Origin of the sequence: Enterococcus malodoratus (assembly GCF_027659535.1) — a bacterium.
Lineage (GTDB): Bacteria > Bacillota > Bacilli > Lactobacillales > Enterococcaceae > Enterococcus_A > Enterococcus_A malodoratus.
In genome coordinates, this window is record NZ_JAQDPG010000004.1 from 127,361 (window position 1) to 145,989 (window position 18,629).

Here is an 18,629-nt window from a genome sequence, read left to right on the forward strand (position 1 = left end):
TTTATCCTTTCTGAATCAACGTATATTCTGTCTTCAAGCCCTCTTGGATCGCATGATAAAATCCCTCTGAAGCAATCTCTCCCTCAGCGAGCAATGAGGATAAAGAGTCCTCCTCATTCAGCGGATATTTCAAAGAAAAGCCGCAACTAGCATGAATCTTTTCCGGTGTGGGAATGATTCGAACGGCAAGTTGGGCTTCCTTCGCAATTTTCTCAGCTTTCATGGCCTCCCGGGTTGAATAAAACAATGCAACTCCGTATGTCTGCATAAAAACTGCTCCTTTTTCATGATGAAGTATTAATTTCTCTTGGGAAAAATTAACCTTATTTTCAAGCCATCTAAAATTTAGTTTGCTCATAAATAATGAGCGGTTTTTCTATCTATCAGCCTGCTGCAGCGCGAAAAAGAACGTTTTATGGTTTAACAATTTTTGGCGCTTGGCGCATCATCTCTACGATGCGATACATATTAGTGACTTCACCAACCGCAGCGGTCAGCTCATAAAAGTTCAAACAAGCACCGCACGCGTAAATTTCCACCCCTTGCTCTGACAATCCTTTCAAGTCTTCCAAAGAGTCAGAATCGGCTACAACTGAATGCACACCGCCATTATAGAAAATAACCTTTTCCGGCAATACGTCTTGTTCTGTTAACGAATAAATAAAGCCTTTCAAAAGGTTTTTCCCTAATTCATCGGAACCGCGTCCCATAACATTGGTGTCCACTACTACGATATAATCGTCCACCGTAGCTGCGGGTTCAGATACTTGCAGCGTTTCGTCAGTCAGATCCGCATTCCCTTTTGAAATAACCACGATATAATGATTTGGCGCATCCTGATCCATTTGGTAAATATAGCCAAGCTGTTCCGCCATTTTCCTTAAATTTTGCGTAGCAATTTCATTATCCACTAACGTTTGCACCACTTCATGTTCCCGCAGTGCTTTTTTCGTTTCAATTACTGGTAACGGACAAGCCTTACCTAAAGCATCAATTTTAAACATATTATCCACCTTTCTAGTAAACAATTAGTTCTTTTTCTTGTTTTTCAACAACCTTACCAAAATCTTGCGCCGGAATATCAGCCGCTTGTAATTCTTGGAGTAAGGCCTCCACTTCCTCCGCCGGCACACTTACTAAAAGACCGCCTGAAGTTTGCGGATCAAACAATAATTCTTCAATACCAAAATCATCAATCTGAAAATCCATTTTATCTTCCATATAATTCCGATTCCGTTGCCCACCCGCAGTTAAGATAAACTCTTTCGCGCCTTGATAAGCTTCCGGGAAATAAGGAAGATTCTTTGATTGAATTTCTGCACTGAAACGACCATTCGTCATCTCATGTAAATGTCCAGCCAAACCAAAACCAGTCACATCCGTGCAGCTGTTAATCGAATATTTGCGAATGATATCCATCGCATACTTGTTTAATGTTTCCATGCTCGTGGTTGCTTTCACAAATGCCTCTTCACTGATTTCTTCTGCACTGTAGCCCACGGTAATGATGCTCACACCCAATGGTTTGGTTAAAATCAGATGGTCTCCCAACTGACAAGTATTATTTTGATAAATCTTATTTGGATCAATCGTACCAGTAACGGATAATCCGTACTTCACCGACTGATCATGAATTGAGTGTCCACCTGCCAAAATTGCACCGGCTTCCTGTACCTTTTCAGCGCCACCGCGTAAAATTTCCTTTAAAATATTTAAATCCTTTTCTTCTGGAAAAGCGACAATATTAAGTGCTGACAACACTTCGCCGCCCATCGCATACACATCGCTTAGAGCATTTGCGGCTGCAATTTTTCCAAAAAGATAGGGATCAGTTACCATTGTTGGGAAAAAATCTAGTGTTTGAATAATCGCTAAATCATCTCTTAATTTAATAACAGCAGCATCATCGGTCGAATCAAATCCCACCAACAAATTCTTATTCGTTGATTTTGGCAAATCTGCCAATAAATCGCCAAGATTTCCTGGCCCAATTTTTGCATTACATCCGCCGCAGACGATCAATTGTTGGACTGTCTCCATACGTTCCACCATCCTTCACGGTTTCTATTATAACAGTTTACTTTTTGTTTCTCCACGTATATTTCTACTCAATTTATAACGATTCTACTGCTTCATAAAACCGTTTTAAATACCTCTGTTCGGTTCAAGACCGATCTATCATAAAAAGCATCTCCTAAATGTTAGGAAATGCTTTTTGACTACTACATATTAAGTGAAACTTTTAACACGGTCCTTGGTTGTTGGCATTTTTGAAAAACTTAACTTACCTGCCACTTTTACTTTGATATTTACCGCTTGTTTTGGCAAATACGCCAATGGAATAACTTCCACAAAAACTGTTTTCAACGTTTCTTGTGCTGCACCAGAATGAATCGCTTCTTGTCTAGCAGAATCAATAGCAATCGCTACTACCTCTTCTTGTGTCTGTTTCTCCAATGAATACACAGAGTTCACCTCACCGGAAACTTCCCCAAGAGCTGCACCAATAGCGTTGGCAGCATCATAATTGTCTGGAATGATCACCTCAGATACTCCATCCATCGTTTGAGGCAGTATAATACTTCCTCCTCCAACTAAAATAACCGGTATTTCTTGGCTGTCCGTTTTCATTTGGTCAATCGCATCTTCGATCATTTCTTTAATTGTTTGCTTGGCATCGCAAACGATCGTTTCATCTAAACTCTGCGAAACCGCTCCGTTTACTGGGTGACTGTTCTGATTAGCAATCGCAATATCCGTCGTACACAAGACCTCTCCACCGAAAGATAGGCTTTCTTCCAGTATGCGATAGCCTAAACTATCTGGCCCGACTTTCAGCCCACCCTCTGTATGAATAATGGTTCCCCCACCTAAACCGATGGAAAGAACATCTGGCATTCGAAAATTTGTTCTAATTCCGCCAATGGTCGTCGCCAATGAGGATTCGCGTGGAAATCCTTTTTTCAATACACCGATGTCTGTTGTCGTGCCACCAACATCGACTACTAGAGCATCATCTAGAGAACTCAAATGTGCAGCGCCACGAATAGAGTTTGTTGGGCCGCATCCGATCGTGAGCACTGGATAATTTAAGGCCTTTTCCAAGTCCATCAATGTCCCATCATTTTGACAGATGAACACATCTACTTCGAGTTTATTATTTTTCAAAGCCTGTTTTAACCCGTTGATCATCTTGGAAATCGTTTGTGTAAGAGCTGCGTTTAAAATACTCGCATTTTCTCTTTCTAACAGTCCAACTGATCCAATTTCACTTGATAAAGTTACCGGAACAGACAGTTCTTCTTCCACGATTGCTGCAACTTGATTTTCCTGCACATTGCTCACTGGAGAGAAAACTCCTACAACGGCTACGGCTTCAACTCTTCCTCGCATCTGCCGGCAAATTTCGCGAATTTCATTTTCATCAACTTCAGCAATCTGTTTCCCATTATATTCATAACCGCCAGAAGCGATAAATATTTGTGTGTTCATTTGAGTCGAAAGTTCCTCAGGCCATCCCACCATCGGAGCAACCGCAGTTGTTGCCGGTTTTGCTAAACGAATGATCCCAATTTTACTTAATTCTTTTCGCTGGACAATCGCATTTGTGCAATGAGTGGTTCCTAACATCACAACATCAATTTTTTCTGTTGAAATTTTGGTTTCTTTCAAAATCTTTTTTATCGCTACATTAATTCCTTGACTAACATCCTCCATCGTAGGACTTTTGGTTTTTCCTATACAATTTAAATTCTCATCTAGAATCGCACAATCTGTGTTTGTGCCACCAACATCTATGCCTAATCGATACATATACTTTTTTCTCCCATCAATTCTTCCACAGGTTTGAACTCTATGTCGTAACCAAAGTATTTCGGACCTGCAACATCAATTCCTTTTTCAGTTCGCCATTTAGGATCACTAGGTAACGCAATAACATGAATCCGCGAACCATAGCGTAATGTCTCTGTAGTAATGGGCCGCCCTGTTTCATAATCCAATGCACAAATCAAATCTGGTGTCGAAGCAAGAACGGCACCATCCTTCTTGGCAAGTAGCAACTCATTTTGAAAAAGCAGCTCTAATGTTTCATTTTTGTTTCCGCTTATTCCGGCAAGCGTAGCTCTTCCCTTGGTAAATCCGCCCTCTACATTTCGTTCAATATGATTGATTTTTCCCTCAAATAATGAAAAACCATTCAAAATTGTTAACAGTCGATTTACAGGAGACGTGGTTTCGCTGAAACTTGTTAATTCTTCACCAATTTTTTTTGCCAATGTTAACGTTCCACCGATTCCACATTCTTTAACGATTTTCCCGGGGAAAACATTATCTACCATATTGGCACTGCCGCCCATAACGTCTGTGATCGAGCGTGCGATTTTTTCCGACCACTCTCCGTCCTTCGGATAGTAAACAATGCGATTGCCTTGACTGTCCGCCATCGCGACAATTTCCGGCTGATAGCCTTTCAAAAAGAACGTCACCATTTGTGACTCTGGAAAGGCGCGCCCCATTGCATCAGCATCAACGATCGGCAGGCCCATTTTGGCCGCACAGGCAATCGGCAACAACGAATTTCCACCACCAATTTCAATCGGCATAATCGCTTGTGTCCGTTCAGGGAAAAACTCTTTTAATACCTCTGCAGGAGCATATATTTCTTCCTCTGATGCAATTTTTTCATTGGATACAGAAGGCGCACCTATTGAGCCAACAGGCATGACTAAATCATCATCATTCAGCTCGTCTAATTGTAAAACCTTGACCGGTCCATATTTTTGAATCGCCTGTAACGCCATTAATTTGCCAACAAAGGGATCGCCCCCTCCACCGGTTCCCAACAAGGTAGCCCCAATTGAAATATTCTCTAAATCTTCTACTGTTATCCATTTCATGAACTATTTCCGTCCTTTATTCAGTTTTGTCAAAACAAAATAGCTAATTCCAGCTACTAAAATGCCATCCAGTGCAGAGACGTTCGTCAAAGTAAACAGACCAAAACCTGCAGGAGGCTGACTTGTCATAAACGCAATGGTACTGCCAATCACCCAAGAGATAATTGATATTGGATAATAATCTTGTAATTTTTCCTCATAAGAGAATTCATACTTTTCCTTATAAAAGAAATAGTCAATCATGTAGATTCCAGCAATCGGAGAAACTAAAACTGTAACAATCGACAAGAAATTTTCAAACATGCCATAAATCCCAAACATCGCCATCAAAATGCCTAAGGAACCACAAGTAACAGTAATGATTTTAGGGTTCACTCGTTTGAATACGATCGAAAAATCCAAAGATGCAGAATAAAGATTGTTTGTGTTAGTTGTCCATTGTGCCAAGGTCAAAACCAAAATAGACGGAATTCCCAGTCCTAAAGTAAAGAATACAGCTGTAAGATCAGAAGTATTCATTACTTTCACTAAGATCAATGAAATAATGATCATGAAACTATTCCCAATCGTGAAACCAACAAAGCCCGCAATCATCGCTTGTTTTGGATTTTGTGCCCAACGAGCAACATCCGGAGCCATCACCACGCCTACCATATACACCCCAATTACAAGAGAGACCGCCAGACCAAAGGAAGTAGTAGACCCCTGCGGTGGAATAGCCAAGCCTGCTGCACCGTTTTTATTTATCGACATGATTGTCGCAATAATGATCAGCGCCGCTAACAACGGAACTGAATAAGTACAAAGCTTTTCAATCGCTTGATAACCCCAAAATGCCGAAAGCATCATTAAACTGCCGCCAATCAAAGATAATAGCCAAGAGGGGACTGCCGTATTCGTCAATTGACTAATCGCAGAGCCGATGTTTTCCGCAAAGAAACCGATCTGGACACCAAACCAACCCAATGAAGAAATCCCCATAATCGCGCCCATCAATGAAGCCCCTTTTTTCCCGAAAGAAATTCTGGATATCATTCCTGTAGATAAGCCCGCTTTGGCACCGATATAGGTCGTTCCGACTGCCAAAACTCCTAGAATAATCGATCCTATCGCCACTGCGGATATCGCTGTCCAAAAGGCCATTCCTTGTGACAACGCCACCCCCATAAACATCCCAGATAAATCAATCCCAATCGCGATCCAAACCATGCTGATAGACAACCAGCGTTTTCGATCTTTCTCAGGTACCCGCTCTCTTTCATAATTTCCCGAATTTGTTTCTGCTACTTCCTCCATATATCCCCCTCATTTCTGAATATTCTGATAAATAAATATTTTATCATTATAACCAAATGAGAAAACCATGGCTATGTTATTAAGACAAAAGAAAAGAAGCTGTTTTGTCACTATTGACAAAACTAGCCTCCTATAGCCGTTTTTGGGGATATTTTCGAAAATAAATCAAGTTTTTAATCAGCAGATAGCGTGAAGCTGTATGAGAGAAAGACACTTTTAATCGCTCTTGTGCACGTTTTAAACGATATTTGATCGTATTATTATGCAAAAAAAGTACATTGGACGTCTCGTTTATATTCTCGTCGCAGTCTAAAAAATATACTGCCAGTGTCTCAATCAATTCTTCTTCCAGATAACGTTCTAAGTAAATCAGCTCTGTATCTAATGTCACATCTTGCAGTAAATATAGATCTTCTGGATAAAAGCAGTGCTTTTTGGGAAAGACCCTTTTACTGTCATCAATTTGCTTTTTTATGACCGTCATCTGAGTTGAAATAGAAATAAGACCTGTAAATTCTCCACTGATAAAGAAAAAGTCAGAATTCAACTCATTTGTAGAAAAAATGTTCTGGAGTGATTGCTCCTCAACATTTCCAACTATCCATTCTAAATCCTGCTCCTTATAATAAATTCCATTTAACTGAGAAATCCGTCCACTCCTTTTTACCTTTTCCCTTTGCATGCAATACAGTTTCAAAGGTTTACTTATGTCGATGCCTTCCTTCTGAGCCAATAAAGCGGCCGTATGATAATCACCTGTTTGGCATGCTGAAAAAAATTGTTGCCCTGTATTCAGCAGCTGCTCTTCTCCAAAGTATTTAATCGTTTTTTCAATAATCGTCTTTATTCCTGCATGCTGCTTTTCCGCTAAAGGCTCCTTTTTGAAAATGGCTAAATAATAGTGTGTTTCTAATGCGGCAAGTGCTAACCTAGTATTGGTTTGAAAATAGTAGATCTGATTTAGTTCTATCGGTGAATTTTTCGTCGCATCGCTCTCACTCTTGTCAGCAATAATCTCCCTTAAACTTTGATCTAAGCTTCTAGGCCATGCCTTCGATAATAAGACCTCATTCTCACGGCTTTTAATGAATAGACTACATTTAAATTTGTCTGACAGAATGCTCAAGGCGGTCTCAATTTGATTAGGAGCCGGCAATTGCCGAATCGTCTCAAGTAAAATATCCTGCTGAGGATCGAGCTCATTTTCTTCCCCATTGATATAGGATAAAGCCTCAGAAATAACCTCGCTATATCTTAAATCAATTCGATTAACCGGCATCAAGATCAAAATCATTTTCAGCTCATTCATCTTAGTCAATAATTCATCGGAAACCTTCGGCATGATGAGTCCGACATAATATAGAATAATGCCTAATTGGTTATGCTGGTGCAAAATAGAAACAATCTCAAGTTGCTTCTCTACATTTTCTGCAATCTGAGCAAAGGATGTAAGTACCAGTTCATTCCCGGAATACTCACCCTTAATAGGCATTTGACTATATAAGCTGGGTTCAGATACTTCTAGAACAGAGATCGTGGTGACTAAACGATGTTTTTGCGGCTCGCCAGCAATTATTTGGGCCCCTTTCATTGACGGCAATCTCAATATATCTTGAACATTCAAATGTATTCCTCCATTCTTGAAAACGTTTGGCTTATTCTATCAAAAAATGAATAAAATTTCATTGAAATCTAAATGTTTTGTTAAAATAAATCCATTCGAAAAATACATAACTCAAACCATTTCAAGTTGTTGAGCGATGAAAATAACTACTTTGAAAAAATTATCTTGGATGAATCATGACAACTGTGAGAATCGTTTTTCTCGCTGAAATTTCTACTGAACCACTGGCTCGGCCTATGTTTATCAAAACATACAAAAAAACTATCAACTCAATTGAGTTGATAGTTTTCAAATTATTTTTTTTACGCTTTTGCTGCTGACGGCTTCATACTCTTACGAATATAAGTGATACCAGTGTAAATAATTACTAAAATGATGATATAAGTTAGAATTTCTAAATCTAAGCCAGTTACGAATTTCGCAGCAATAATTACCCCGATAATCCCACCGACAGTGATCGCTAAACTAACTTTACGCGCGTAATCACCTGTCTTAACAAAGTTCAAACTTGCGATTGGCATCAAACCTGCACATGAACCCATCATTACTGGGAAAGCAACTAGCGGGCTCAAACCTAACATATAAACCATTGCCATACATGGCGCATACAAACCAACACCGATCGTCATCAATGCTCCTAAGAAGAAGTTAATCACAACACCAATGATCAATTTAATTCCTGTCAATGCAGTCGCTGTATTATCTGCACCTAAGATATCGATCCAACCTTGTTGACGTGCGAACATCAATATAGCCGTAACAATCAATGCCCAGCCCATCCAAAGTTGAACTTTCTTTTCCGGCAAACCAGTTACAAATCTTGAACCAATAAACGCGCCGATCGTTGCAGAACCAACTAAAGCAAATAGGGTTACTGGCGATACATCAACTACCTGAGTGAAGATAAATGCTTCAACCAATACCGGAATCCCATGACCCACATTTAAAGTTCCAGGTAACAAACGGTCAGAACTTAATTGTTTTGTAAAGTCCAAAAGCAACGTTGTTGGTGCAAAACTTCCGATCCCTAACGTATCTAAAAAATCTGTAATGAAACCAATGATTCCTGAAACAAACCAATTTCCATGTCCCAAGTCATCTTTATTTTTGACCAAATCGCGTCCCATATTTGCCGTGTGTAATAAGATCAAACCAATATAAATCGCTAATAGTACTGTTACCATATTACCCCTCCTTCATCTTTATCCCAGAAGGAAACCATCCTTCAAGGAGTCTTTCGGATCAACCAAGAATGAGTTGTATCCAGTGACATACGCCGAACCTGTTACTCGAGGAATAATTGCTTTATATCCCCCAACTTCCGCTTCTTCAACAATTTCACCTTTAAACTTCGTGCATAAGATACTTTCATACACGAACGTGTCGCCAACTTTCATTTCGCCTTTGCCGTATAATGTCGCAAGTTTTGCACTTGTACCTGTGCCGCAAGGAGAACGGTCAACTTGTCCATCACCAAAGACCACAACATTTTGATATGTCGCATCTGGACTTGTTGCTGGACCATAAAATTCGACCAAATCGACAGTTTTGATGTGATCCAATGTCGGATGTTGAATTTCGATTTGTTCATTCACTGCATCGCGAATAATCATACCTAAGTCGTTAAATTTTGACGCATTTTCTGGTTTAATTTCTAAACCAACTGATTTTGCCGGCAAGATAGCAAAGAAACTGCCGCCAAAAGAGATGTCCATTGCGATCTCACCAAGTTCAGGAACGTTTACTTTCACGTTCTCTTTATAAAGGAATGATTCCACATTCTCAAATGACACTGACTCTGCTGAGTAGTCTTCATCTAAATGTACTGTACCGTGTACGATTCCCGCTGGTGTATCCTGAACAACTTTTACTTCACGGCCGCCTTCTTTAACATCAACCCAGCCTTGTTCCACTGCTGAAGTCATTGCTGCAATCGTGTTGTGACCACACATATTCAAGTAGCCGCCTGAATCCATAAAGATAATTCCGTAATCCGCTTCTTTATGGACAGGTTCAGTAATAAAGGCACCAAACATATCACGATGCCCACGTGGTTCCAGCATCAACATTCTCCGCAGGTCGTCTGCTTCTGTTTCCAAATAAGCTCTTTTATCTGCCATTGTTTCGCCAGGGAATTTAGGAATTCCACCAATAATTAAACGAGCAGCTTCACCTGCTGTGTGAGTGTCGATTGCTGAGATCATTTTTGATACTTTCATGATTATCCTCCTTGTTTCCTACTTAATTAAAAATAGTACTTTGGTGATTCATATTCATAAAAAATTACTTTAACGTAGTTGTTGATTATCTTTTCGCATTTTTAATTTGATTGACGCAAGCGCTTTTACTGCATCCCGTTGATTGATCGTATTTTCACCAACCACTTCCGTCTCGATACCGGCGGCCGATTTATTAAAGTCTAAAACGTGCTTCGTAAAGTCATTTTCCACGACAAATTTAGCTTGTGTACCAATGAACTTGAGGCCGATCACGCTAATATTTCGACGGCCTATTTCCTCTAAGGTGTTCGCAAAGTCTACATCTGAATTTCCCCAGCCATCGGTTGCAGCAATCACACCGTTCGTGCGCATTCCTTCCAACCATGCAGCAGTACGCTGTCCGACTAGATATTTCATTGCGTTGCTCTGCGGGGTCCCAACTACTACGACTCCTTGAAAGTCGATATCAGGGTCCTTGCCTAAAAGGTCAACGAGCGGATCTTGAAAATGATGCAGTGATGTTTCTTTTGTTGATGGGCCAATTCCCATAACGCCACCACCTATCCGTTATTCAGTTAAACCATGGAACGAATCGCTCCATCGCGATACTCATTTGCTGATAAAAAGACAGGCATATTGTTCATGTCGATAATGGAACAGCCGCCCTTAAAACCACTCGGTTCATTTGGATAAAGCAGCATATCATACATTGCTCCCTGACCAGCCACTTGCTTAACCAAAGCAACTTTGGGTTTTCCTGGATTGCTACTCTCTTCATAGACATGAGACTCGCAAGCATCTTTTCCTTCCAGCATCTTCATTCTTTCGCGAATTTCTTGAACAAAATCATCCACGATTGCAAACATTTTGAGACAAAGCTCACGATTAAAAGGGGTCCCCTTTTTCGCTAAAAGATCCACTAAAATAATGTAATCCTCGGCTTTAGGCGTCCCTGCTTGATTCAATACTAAATGATCACGCAAAACACCCTCAGAAGAACCAAATTCATGCATTTGTTCTCCTTCTTCGATGGCTCCGGTCATAACGATCGAAACCCCTGTAAGTGTATGCGTGATCCCTGTACCCAACACACCCAACACCTTCGTAGAGATCGGAATGATATCCATGATGGTGTTGGTTTCAACATTATGTTGCTGTGGTGGGAGTAATCGAATCGTCAGCTTCTGAATAACGGCGTCCTTGCAATCAAAGTCTTGCTTGATTTTTAAACGAGTTGGTTCGACATGGAAGTCGCTACCTATGGTGACTTCTTCCATATGAAAAACTTTGATCTTTAAAGTTTCGCCTCGCATTATTCACACCTACTTTCAATGTAAACGGTGATTAAGATAAGTAGCGTCTTCAGAAATAAGCCGAAAATTCATAAAAAATTTGAAAATAATTTTAGGAATCTCCGTCTTATTTCTCGACGCTAAGCACTTATTAAATCAGCCTCTTGATCTAGACGTGGGCAATGTATTCATAAGGTAAAGGAACAATTTTCCCTGGCGTTTCGATTGATACTAGTGCTTCCAAAGTATCTTTCATGATACCTGTCTGCATTTCAATGTTGTTTGGTTCACCAGCATTGGCACCCATTGGTACGCGCGGTGCAACAGCACGTGGAGTACCGTTTTGGCGTACAACTGGTGGTAATGCTGCGATTAAAATAGTAGGAATCCCTGCTTCCTCAATAGCTCTCTGCACGATCACGGCAGTTCTATGACAGGTTCCTCAGCCAGCGGTTAAGATAACTGCGTCGACTTCTTCTTCTACTAATTTTTGTGCGATTTCAGGACCAGTCACATCGTGGAATGCATCTTGGTCTCCACCACCACCCATAAATGCGTAGTGTACAGGGGCAGATTCTTTGATGAATCCTTCCGCTGCTAATTCGTGTAGGCGATCTAATGGGAACATCGCGTTAATGTCGCGGTTCGCATCGGCATTATCGTATCCTCCATGAGAAACCATCAATTCATCTACTGATGCAGTATCTGGTACTTCACGGTAAGTAGTATCACCCGCTAGGTTAAACCGTTTATCTGTTTTCAAATGTACGCCGGCTGCAGTTGCTAATGCCACGCGCATTTCTTTAAGCTCTTTTTTAACAGGGGTAAAGACAGATTTTGGCGTAATCGGCACAAAAATTTCTGACTGTAACCCTTCAAAGACTGTTAAGCCCATGTGTTAATTCTCCTCTCTTGCTTCTTCACGTTTTTTTCTGGCCTCGGCCCGACGACGTTCATGCTCATAAATAGCAGTTTTATAATGTTCATCCGGCTCTTCTGCCAAAACTTCTGGATAAGTCATTAAAAACCCAACTTCTTGACCGATTTCTAGATTGTACTCAGAAATGATCATTCGACGAGGTATTTTAAGCTGACCCAATCGACCTTTTAAGTCAATCGTCACGCTGGCATCATGAAGTTCAACGATGATCCCTTCAAACATCTGTTCCGTCGAAATATATTTGAGTTTGTTCATTCCATCCATTACTTCACCTTTATTCTACTTCGTAAATTTCTTGGCGTTTTTTACTCTTAGGTAAGACTTGTTCGTTATCTACTAGGTCAATCTTCTTGCCTGTAGTTTTTTCAATGATTTCAATGTTGTTTGCTTTAACATTTGGATTCCATTTACGTTCGGCCGCTTTGATTGTACCGCCGCCCATCAATGTCTTCAGCATTGCTAAATCACGAATTGCGTCTTCTTTACATAGTGTGTTATTAGACAAGATCTCGTTTTCGATCCCTTGCATTGATTTGTTGTTGTCTACCATTGCAACCATTTCTGTGTTACCGACAACTAACGCACCTTGTACTGCTGAGTAAGAATCCCCGACAACTTTAATGCCGCGTTTGCCGATTTCTTCAATATGTGAAGCAAAGTCGATATGGTTGTTACCAAATCCTTCAGTCGTAACAATCGCGCCATCAACATCCATCGCTTCGATTGTCATACCTAAACGTTTAGAAACATAGTATTTTTCAGTATTCGCTTGTGGAGAACCAACAAACATAACACCGACTAAATCGATTTCTTCGTCTTCCATTGCTTCGCGCACTAATGGTTCTCTCCAGTAGTGACGAGAAGTTTCTTTTGATGCTGGTCCAATACATGTCAATGCATGAATCCCACCATCTAATACTTCAGTCGGAGCTAAAATAATTGGTAAGTTTCCTAAGTCAACGTTAGGTTTTGCTCCCAATGTTCCAACTGGTTCGATTGGCATAATCAAGTTATCGTGCATTGCACCTTGACCCATGATCTCTTTAACGACGATCACACGTTTGTTACCAATACGACGTTTTTGTACGATTTCATCTTGTTCTACAACTAAAGATTCATCCGCTTTTTTCACTGCTTCGCGAATTTCTTGAGTAATGTAGTCAGATGCTTTATGAGCGGCTAATGGTCCAGGACGTTCCATATTCGCGCCTTCTTTGATCGTTACTTGTGTTTTGATGAAGATTTCGCCTTTATCTGGTGCACCAGGACGTCCCCACATGATGTTGCGGTCTAATTCGCCTTCAGACGAACCGAATTCACCGATTTGAACACCATTTGCGTCTGTACCTGTAAGAACCATTACAACGCCATCTAGCACACGAGTAACACCATGGCCGATATCCGCGCCATCAACTTTAGCAGCGATTGGTTGTACGTCCATGATCGTTTCACTATATTCGTTGTATTTATCTGGTGTAATGATTTCAAAAGTAACACTTTCAACTAGTTCTTCTAGTTCCGCTGCTTCTGCACACATATCTTCCATTTTGCGTAGAACTAAAGTTGTTCCATCGATTTTCGTTTCATCACCAAAGATGACTTTTTCGATCTTCATGTGGTCACGACGAACCGAACGAACTACTTTTTCTTCGACTTTAGCTTCTGGAGCCGCAACTTCACCCGCTGGTGCTGCTGGGGCTTGTGCCGCTTCAACTGGAGCCATTGGTGCTGCTGGAGCTACGCCCATTTGGCCTGCGATAGACATTGGTACTTCTAAATCAATGCCGCGTCCTTCAGCAATATGGATTTTAATTGTTTGTCCGCCGACTGGCGCAACTGGTGCTACCGGAGCAATAGGAGCAACTGGAGTCGGAGCTGCTTCTTCAACAGGAGCTTCCTCTTCCGCTACTTCTTCAGTGTCTTCAGAAACACCATCTAATAATACTCTTGTTAATGGAACCAACGCATCCGTTGTTTCTTTCAATGTCGTACCAAGTACTTGTTCGATTGTTAGAGTGTTTTCAGGCAATTCTAATAGGCCTGAATCCTCTAAATCGGGGAAGATCGCTGGATCTTCTAAATCATCTGGTGCAATTACTTTGCCTGCTTCTGCACGGCAACATAGTACTGCAGGGTCTTTGGCATGTTCTTTAGCAGTTTCTGCTGTAATAGACATTCGTTAAATCCTCCTAAAATTTTAAATTAGTTTGTAGGTAATTTACGATATAGTCTGTGACCATCTGCCCGCAGTACATGATCTGTATGATGATAAACCGGAACTCCTAACCTAGGAGCTACACCCATTACGGTGTTCGTTCAATCGGAACAAGATCCAGTCATCACTACTTCTGCTCCTTGTTTCTTCAAGGACATAACAGTTGCAGCTTGACCTGGACAAATACCTGGCAGGGCACATCTATATCTTCCATTTACTTCTACCATTCGCTTGCATCTTTCAGCAGCGACAACTTCTGCGCCCATGTTGTTGGCAATCTCGGTCATACGTTCAGCAGAACCACCACATTCGCAAATTAAAAGACCGACTTTCCGACTTTCTTGCGGGAATGGCATTGCGACTAACACACCGCCACTAGTTTTAGTGATTGGTGTCATTTCATCGCCGCTTCTTCCTGTCATTGGCCCACCAACTACGATTTCACCATGAGGTTCAACGTATCCGCCAACATTGTTAATCAATGTTTTAACTGGTGTACCGATTGGCACATCAACAAATACAGTTTCTTTTTGTTTTACGCGACCCGATACGGTCACATCTTTGTCAATGAACGGTTTGCGATCTTCAATTGCTTCCGCGATACGTTTGATCGTTTCCACATTATCAATCACTGCACCAACCTCTGTTGGTAATTGACCCGGTTCTAAAACAATGTCCATTACTTCACGAACGATCATTCGCTCATCCCCAGCTGGATAGATATCCGGCAGTTGATAAACATCGAGTGTTGGTTCGTTGTCCACTGCTTTTAATAAACGTGTAACTAACATACGGTGTTTGCCTTTTACAGCGATCACACCTTTTGGAGCATTAGTCATCTCCATACAATATTTCATCCCGCGGATCAATTGATCGATGTGCTCACTCATTTGTTTCACGTTATGAGCTAGCAACGCTTCACACTCTGCACCGTTTGCGATAAATGTTCCTTCTGGAATATCACAAGCAAGTTTCAAGAATGTTGGGAAACCTGCTCCCCCAGCACCGACAATCCCGGCAGCTTCGACAGCTTTTGCATTCGATTCTGTCTCAGGGATAGGCAGATACTTAGAGAAATCTTGTTCATCATCAATCGTCAGAACAATATTGTCACCATCCACATCTACTACTTTTCCAGAAAAACTTGCATGGATATTTGCACCTAAGCCATTTGGTTCAGCAATCAGTTGTCCTCGTTGGACTTGATCACCTGCCTTCACGATTCCTTTACAAGGAGCGCCGACATGTTGTTTTAATGGTATAAGAATTTGTGTCAAATTATTTCACCTCCTCGCTTCTTCGTTTGTTCGAACTTGAGCAAATCAGCCACCCGTAGTTCAAGTAAATAATAGCATAATCACACCTCATGTAAAAGGTCGTTTCTCGATAATTTTGATATTTTCTGACAAAAAAATATAGAATAACCATATTTTTTTGAATTCTCTAATTAAATTTTCATCAAAAGCTACAATTATCCAAAAAACGTTTGCAAATGCCTTTTTTACAATATTTATACCCTTTGTATACAATCGACAATGCGATCTTTTTCTACAAATCACTGAGAACATACTGCGTTATTTCACAAATTATCTTAGAGATAATTTCCGTTATTTAATTGATAGGCGTTATCAATTAAACCCCACGACTATAAATGCATTTTATCAATTTGCAGCTCACTATTAATTTAGATTTATATGTATACCAGTTCACATTAAATAGTTAAACGAGCAGATAGAAATCAGATAGTGATAACGTTGTCTCTATTTTCTGATTTAAACTATTCGTTCATACACAAACAGGCTTATAATTATTTCTACAAAAAAAGCTCTCACCTCATTGAGGTGAGAGCTTTGATAAACAAGTTACTCAGCTGTTTCCAATTTGTCCAAAGTTTTACTACCAATCCATAACACTAATCCTAGGACAATAACGATTGCCCCAAGAACACCGTAGCCCATTTGGAAGTCGCCCGGTACATCTGTTTCTAATCTCGCATAAATGATCGGATAGAGCAATTGTGAGAAAAATACTGCAATCGTCCAGAAACCTAACAGCATTCCCATGAATTTGGCTGGTGCCAATTTTGAAATGAAGGAGTTCCCTAATGGAGAAAAGACCATTTCGCCGACTGACATCAATAAGCTGACAAGGACTAACCACAAGATACTTGCATGCCCTTTACCAACCACATCACCTAATACCATTGCAAGGTAAGAAACACCTACTAACATCATACCTAATGCTGTTTTCTTGAACATACTCATGTCACCCTTAGGACGAGCAGCTAATTTTGTCCATAAGCGTCCTAAAATTGGACCTAAGATGATACAAGTTAAGGCATTCATTGAGTCAAAATAAGAAGTTGGCACTTTGAAACTGCCCACTACCCAGTTCGCGCGCTCTAAGAATCCAGCACCATCGCCATAACCAAAATAGTAGTACGCTGGCATATATGCCATATACCACACCATCCAGAAGATTACAGAGAACATCGTTACTAAGAAAATTGCAATCATCCGTTTTTTATCGCCCGAAGTTAATTTCGTATCCGCGCCTTCTGCTTTTTTACCAGCAGATTCGAATTTACGTTGGTCAACTTTAAATGGTTTCTTCCCTGCATCTCCTAAAGAGCGTCCATTCGCAACAAACCAAATAGCATCGAAAATTAATAATAGACCACAAATCAAAAATACAAAGTTAAAGCCAAATTTAGGAATTAACAATACCAAGAACGTTGTTCCGATGAATGATCCGATATTTACGAATGAATACTGAATGGAAAAGGCTTCGTTTAAAGCTTTCTCATCATCAAAAAGTAGCCCATTGACCCCTGATAGATTTCCTTTAAATAATCCTGTTCCAAGAGCCACTAAAACAGTCATCAAAATTACCATGCTCATGGAATTTGCCCAAAAGGCTAAGGAATAGCCGGCACCCATCATTAACATTCCCACCGGTACACAAATCCGAGGACTTATCCAATAATCGGCGATAATTCCACCGATTGTCGGCGTGATGTATGTTGCTGCTACGAAATAGGCAGAAATCATTGCCCCTTGTGCTGTTGTCATTCCCAGTCCGCCAGTTGAAGCCGTTGTCCGTGTAGCGATCCAGATCGCCAACATGTATTTCGCTGTGTAAAAGGCCATACGTTCGAAGGTGAAGCCCATTGCGCAGACATAAAACCCAAAAGGTTTTTTAGTTTTTACTGGAGTTGTTTCCACTATCATTCCTTCTCTCTTTAAAAAATATTAATCGTTTGCTGCTAACCATTCTTCCAATAGTTTCATGTATTTTTCACGTTCTTCAACAAATGGCATATGTCTGCTGTAGGCAAACAATTCCCATTTCGCTCCCGGAATCGCGTCATACATGGTTTTCGCTACTAAAGGCGTACACAAATCATTTGTGCCGCTTGTAACAAGTGTTGGGATAGTGACATCAGCCAATTTATCTGTGTAGTCATACCCGTGTAAAGTACCTTCAGGTGAATACTCATTTGGTCCCCAAGCCGTTACGTAGCTTTCTGTTCCTGCAACTTTTTTACGGCGCAAAGGTTCAGGATCATCTTCGGTAAATACAGGTGCTGCATGGCGTACCATAAAGCGATCATTTGCTGCAAGATAAGCGGGATCATCATAAATGCCGGTTTTTTCGGCTTTTGCGATGGCTGCTTGATCTTCTTCCGACATGAATTTGATCATACGGTGTTGCTCCTGTGCCCACAATTTTGCAGAAGGTAACGTACTTGAAAGTACCATACTCTTAACGCCTTTCGGTGCATAGTCACAAACATAAATAATCTCTAGCATGCCGCCCCAAGATTGTCCTAATAGATGAACTTCGTCCAAACCTAGATGCTCTCTTAAAGCAATCAGTTCATTGACCCATGTTTCAGCCGTCCAAAGATCCGGCTGTGAAGGTACCGCGGATTTTCCACAACCCAGTTGATCATACATGATGATCTGGCGGCCATCGACCGCCATTTCATCTAGTACCTCAAAATAGTTATGAGTTGATCCAGGTCCGCCGTGCATGACAATCAATGGCTTTTTATTACCTGCTTGTTCACCAACAATCCGATAATAAGTTTGATGCCCTAGATAAGGCATATATCCTTCTTCGATTTTCATACGTTGCGCGGC

Annotated in this window: 17 protein-coding genes; all 17 read right to left on the reverse strand. The window is 40.7% G+C overall.

Translation table 11 applies throughout. The features are described 5' to 3' along the window. Position 1: 1 nt before the first annotated feature. Positions 2-268, reverse strand: a complete 267-nt coding sequence (locus PGP85_RS08265) for a DUF3343 domain-containing protein (protein WP_010741600.1) — start codon at positions 266-268, stop codon at positions 2-4. Between the two features lie 145 nt (positions 269-413). Further along, on the reverse strand, positions 414-1,004 hold the full coding sequence (yedF, locus tag PGP85_RS08270; protein WP_010741599.1) for a sulfurtransferase-like selenium metabolism protein YedF: 591 nt from the start codon (positions 1,002-1,004) through the stop codon (positions 414-416). 13 nt (positions 1,005-1,017) lie between these two features. Further along, on the reverse strand, positions 1,018-2,040 hold the full coding sequence (gene selD / locus PGP85_RS08275) for a selenide, water dikinase SelD (protein ID WP_010741598.1): 1,023 nt from the start codon (positions 2,038-2,040) through the stop codon (positions 1,018-1,020). 189 nt (positions 2,041-2,229) lie between these two features. Then, on the reverse strand, positions 2,230-3,813 hold the full coding sequence (locus PGP85_RS08280) for a hydantoinase/oxoprolinase N-terminal domain-containing protein (RefSeq protein WP_010741597.1): 1,584 nt from the start codon (positions 3,811-3,813) through the stop codon (positions 2,230-2,232). After that, a complete protein-coding gene (locus PGP85_RS08285) occupies positions 3,801-4,898 on the reverse strand; it encodes a DUF917 domain-containing protein (protein ID WP_010741596.1) in 1,098 nt (365 codons plus the stop codon). The genes PGP85_RS08280 and PGP85_RS08285 overlap by 13 nt, the downstream gene beginning before the upstream one ends. Positions 4,899-4,901: 3 nt before the next feature. Beyond that, the gene (locus PGP85_RS08290) at positions 4,902-6,194 is read right to left on the reverse strand and encodes a cytosine permease (RefSeq protein WP_010741595.1); all 1,293 of its coding nucleotides are present in this window, start codon (positions 6,192-6,194) and stop codon (positions 4,902-4,904) included. A 130-nt stretch (positions 6,195-6,324) separates the two neighbouring features. Beyond that, positions 6,325-7,818, reverse strand: a complete 1,494-nt coding sequence (locus PGP85_RS08295; RefSeq protein ID WP_010741594.1) for a PucR family transcriptional regulator — start codon at positions 7,816-7,818, stop codon at positions 6,325-6,327. A gap of 302 nt (positions 7,819-8,120) precedes the next feature. Beyond that, positions 8,121-9,002: a sulfite exporter TauE/SafE family protein gene (locus PGP85_RS08300; RefSeq protein WP_010741593.1), complete on the reverse strand. Its 882-nt coding sequence runs from the start codon at positions 9,000-9,002 to the stop codon at positions 8,121-8,123. Between the two features lie 18 nt (positions 9,003-9,020). Next, positions 9,021-10,037 (reverse strand): proline racemase family protein, encoded by a 1,017-nt coding sequence (locus PGP85_RS08305; RefSeq protein ID WP_010741592.1) that lies wholly within the window; start codon positions 10,035-10,037, stop codon positions 9,021-9,023. 69 nt (positions 10,038-10,106) lie between these two features. Next, positions 10,107-10,586, reverse strand: a complete 480-nt coding sequence (locus PGP85_RS08310; protein WP_010741591.1) for a glycine/sarcosine/betaine reductase component B subunit — start codon at positions 10,584-10,586, stop codon at positions 10,107-10,109. Between the two features lie 26 nt (positions 10,587-10,612). Beyond that, positions 10,613-11,350 (reverse strand): proline reductase cluster protein PrdD, encoded by a 738-nt coding sequence (gene prdD, locus PGP85_RS08315; protein ID WP_010741590.1) that lies wholly within the window; start codon positions 11,348-11,350, stop codon positions 10,613-10,615. Positions 11,351-11,498: 148 nt separating this feature from the next. Further along, positions 11,499-12,224 (reverse strand): D-proline reductase (dithiol) protein PrdB, encoded by a 726-nt coding sequence (gene prdB, locus PGP85_RS08320; RefSeq protein WP_081631774.1) that lies wholly within the window; start codon positions 12,222-12,224, stop codon positions 11,499-11,501. 3 nt (positions 12,225-12,227) lie between these two features. Next, positions 12,228-12,533: a CBO2463/CBO2479 domain-containing protein gene (locus tag PGP85_RS08325; protein WP_010741587.1), complete on the reverse strand. Its 306-nt coding sequence runs from the start codon at positions 12,531-12,533 to the stop codon at positions 12,228-12,230. 10 nt (positions 12,534-12,543) lie between these two features. Continuing rightward, positions 12,544-14,445: a D-proline reductase (dithiol) proprotein PrdA gene (gene prdA / locus PGP85_RS08330; protein WP_010741586.1), complete on the reverse strand. Its 1,902-nt coding sequence runs from the start codon at positions 14,443-14,445 to the stop codon at positions 12,544-12,546. Positions 14,446-14,471: 26 nt separating this feature from the next. After that, entirely contained in the window at positions 14,472-15,761 is a 1,290-nt protein-coding gene (gene prdC, locus PGP85_RS08335) for a proline reductase-associated electron transfer protein PrdC (protein WP_172463192.1), read from the reverse strand. Positions 15,762-16,346: 585 nt separating this feature from the next. Next, complete coding sequence (locus PGP85_RS08340) at positions 16,347-17,708, reverse strand: peptide MFS transporter (RefSeq protein WP_010741584.1); 1,362 nt, start codon at positions 17,706-17,708, stop codon at positions 16,347-16,349. Between the two features lie 27 nt (positions 17,709-17,735). Then, the gene (pepI, locus tag PGP85_RS08345; protein WP_010741583.1) at positions 17,736-18,617 is read right to left on the reverse strand and encodes a proline iminopeptidase; all 882 of its coding nucleotides are present in this window, start codon (positions 18,615-18,617) and stop codon (positions 17,736-17,738) included. Positions 18,618-18,629 lie beyond the last annotated feature (12 nt).

Bases quoted from the DNA above. Each gene is read 5' to 3' on its own strand.
- PGP85_RS08265 (WP_010741600.1), bottom strand. From the start codon at position 268: ATGCAGACATACGGAGTTGCATTGTTTTATTCAACCCGGGAGGCCATG.
- yedF (WP_010741599.1), bottom strand. From the start codon at position 1,004: ATGTTTAAAATTGATGCTTTAGGTAAGGCTTGTCCGTTACCAGTAATT.
- selD (WP_010741598.1), bottom strand. From the start codon at position 2,040: ATGGAGACAGTCCAACAATTGATCGTCTGCGGCGGATGTAATGCAAAA.
- PGP85_RS08280 (WP_010741597.1), bottom strand. From the start codon at position 3,813: ATGTATCGATTAGGCATAGATGTTGGTGGCACAAACACAGATTGTGCG.
- PGP85_RS08285 (WP_010741596.1), bottom strand. From the start codon at position 4,898: ATGAAATGGATAACAGTAGAAGATTTAGAGAATATTTCAATTGGGGCT.
- PGP85_RS08290 (WP_010741595.1), bottom strand. From the start codon at position 6,194: ATGGAGGAAGTAGCAGAAACAAATTCGGGAAATTATGAAAGAGAGCGG.
- PGP85_RS08300 (WP_010741593.1), bottom strand. From the start codon at position 9,002: ATGGTAACAGTACTATTAGCGATTTATATTGGTTTGATCTTATTACAC.
- PGP85_RS08305 (WP_010741592.1), bottom strand. From the start codon at position 10,037: ATGAAAGTATCAAAAATGATCTCAGCAATCGACACTCACACAGCAGGT.
- PGP85_RS08310 (WP_010741591.1), bottom strand. From the start codon at position 10,586: ATGGGAATTGGCCCATCAACAAAAGAAACATCACTGCATCATTTTCAA.
- prdD (WP_010741590.1), bottom strand. From the start codon at position 11,350: ATGCGAGGCGAAACTTTAAAGATCAAAGTTTTTCATATGGAAGAAGTC.
- PGP85_RS08325 (WP_010741587.1), bottom strand. From the start codon at position 12,533: ATGGATGGAATGAACAAACTCAAATATATTTCGACGGAACAGATGTTT.
- prdA (WP_010741586.1), bottom strand. From the start codon at position 14,445: ATGTCTATTACAGCAGAAACTGCTAAAGAACATGCCAAAGACCCTGCA.
- pepI (WP_010741583.1), bottom strand. From the start codon at position 18,617: ATGAAAATCGAAGAAGGATATATGCCTTATCTAGGGCATCAAACTTAT.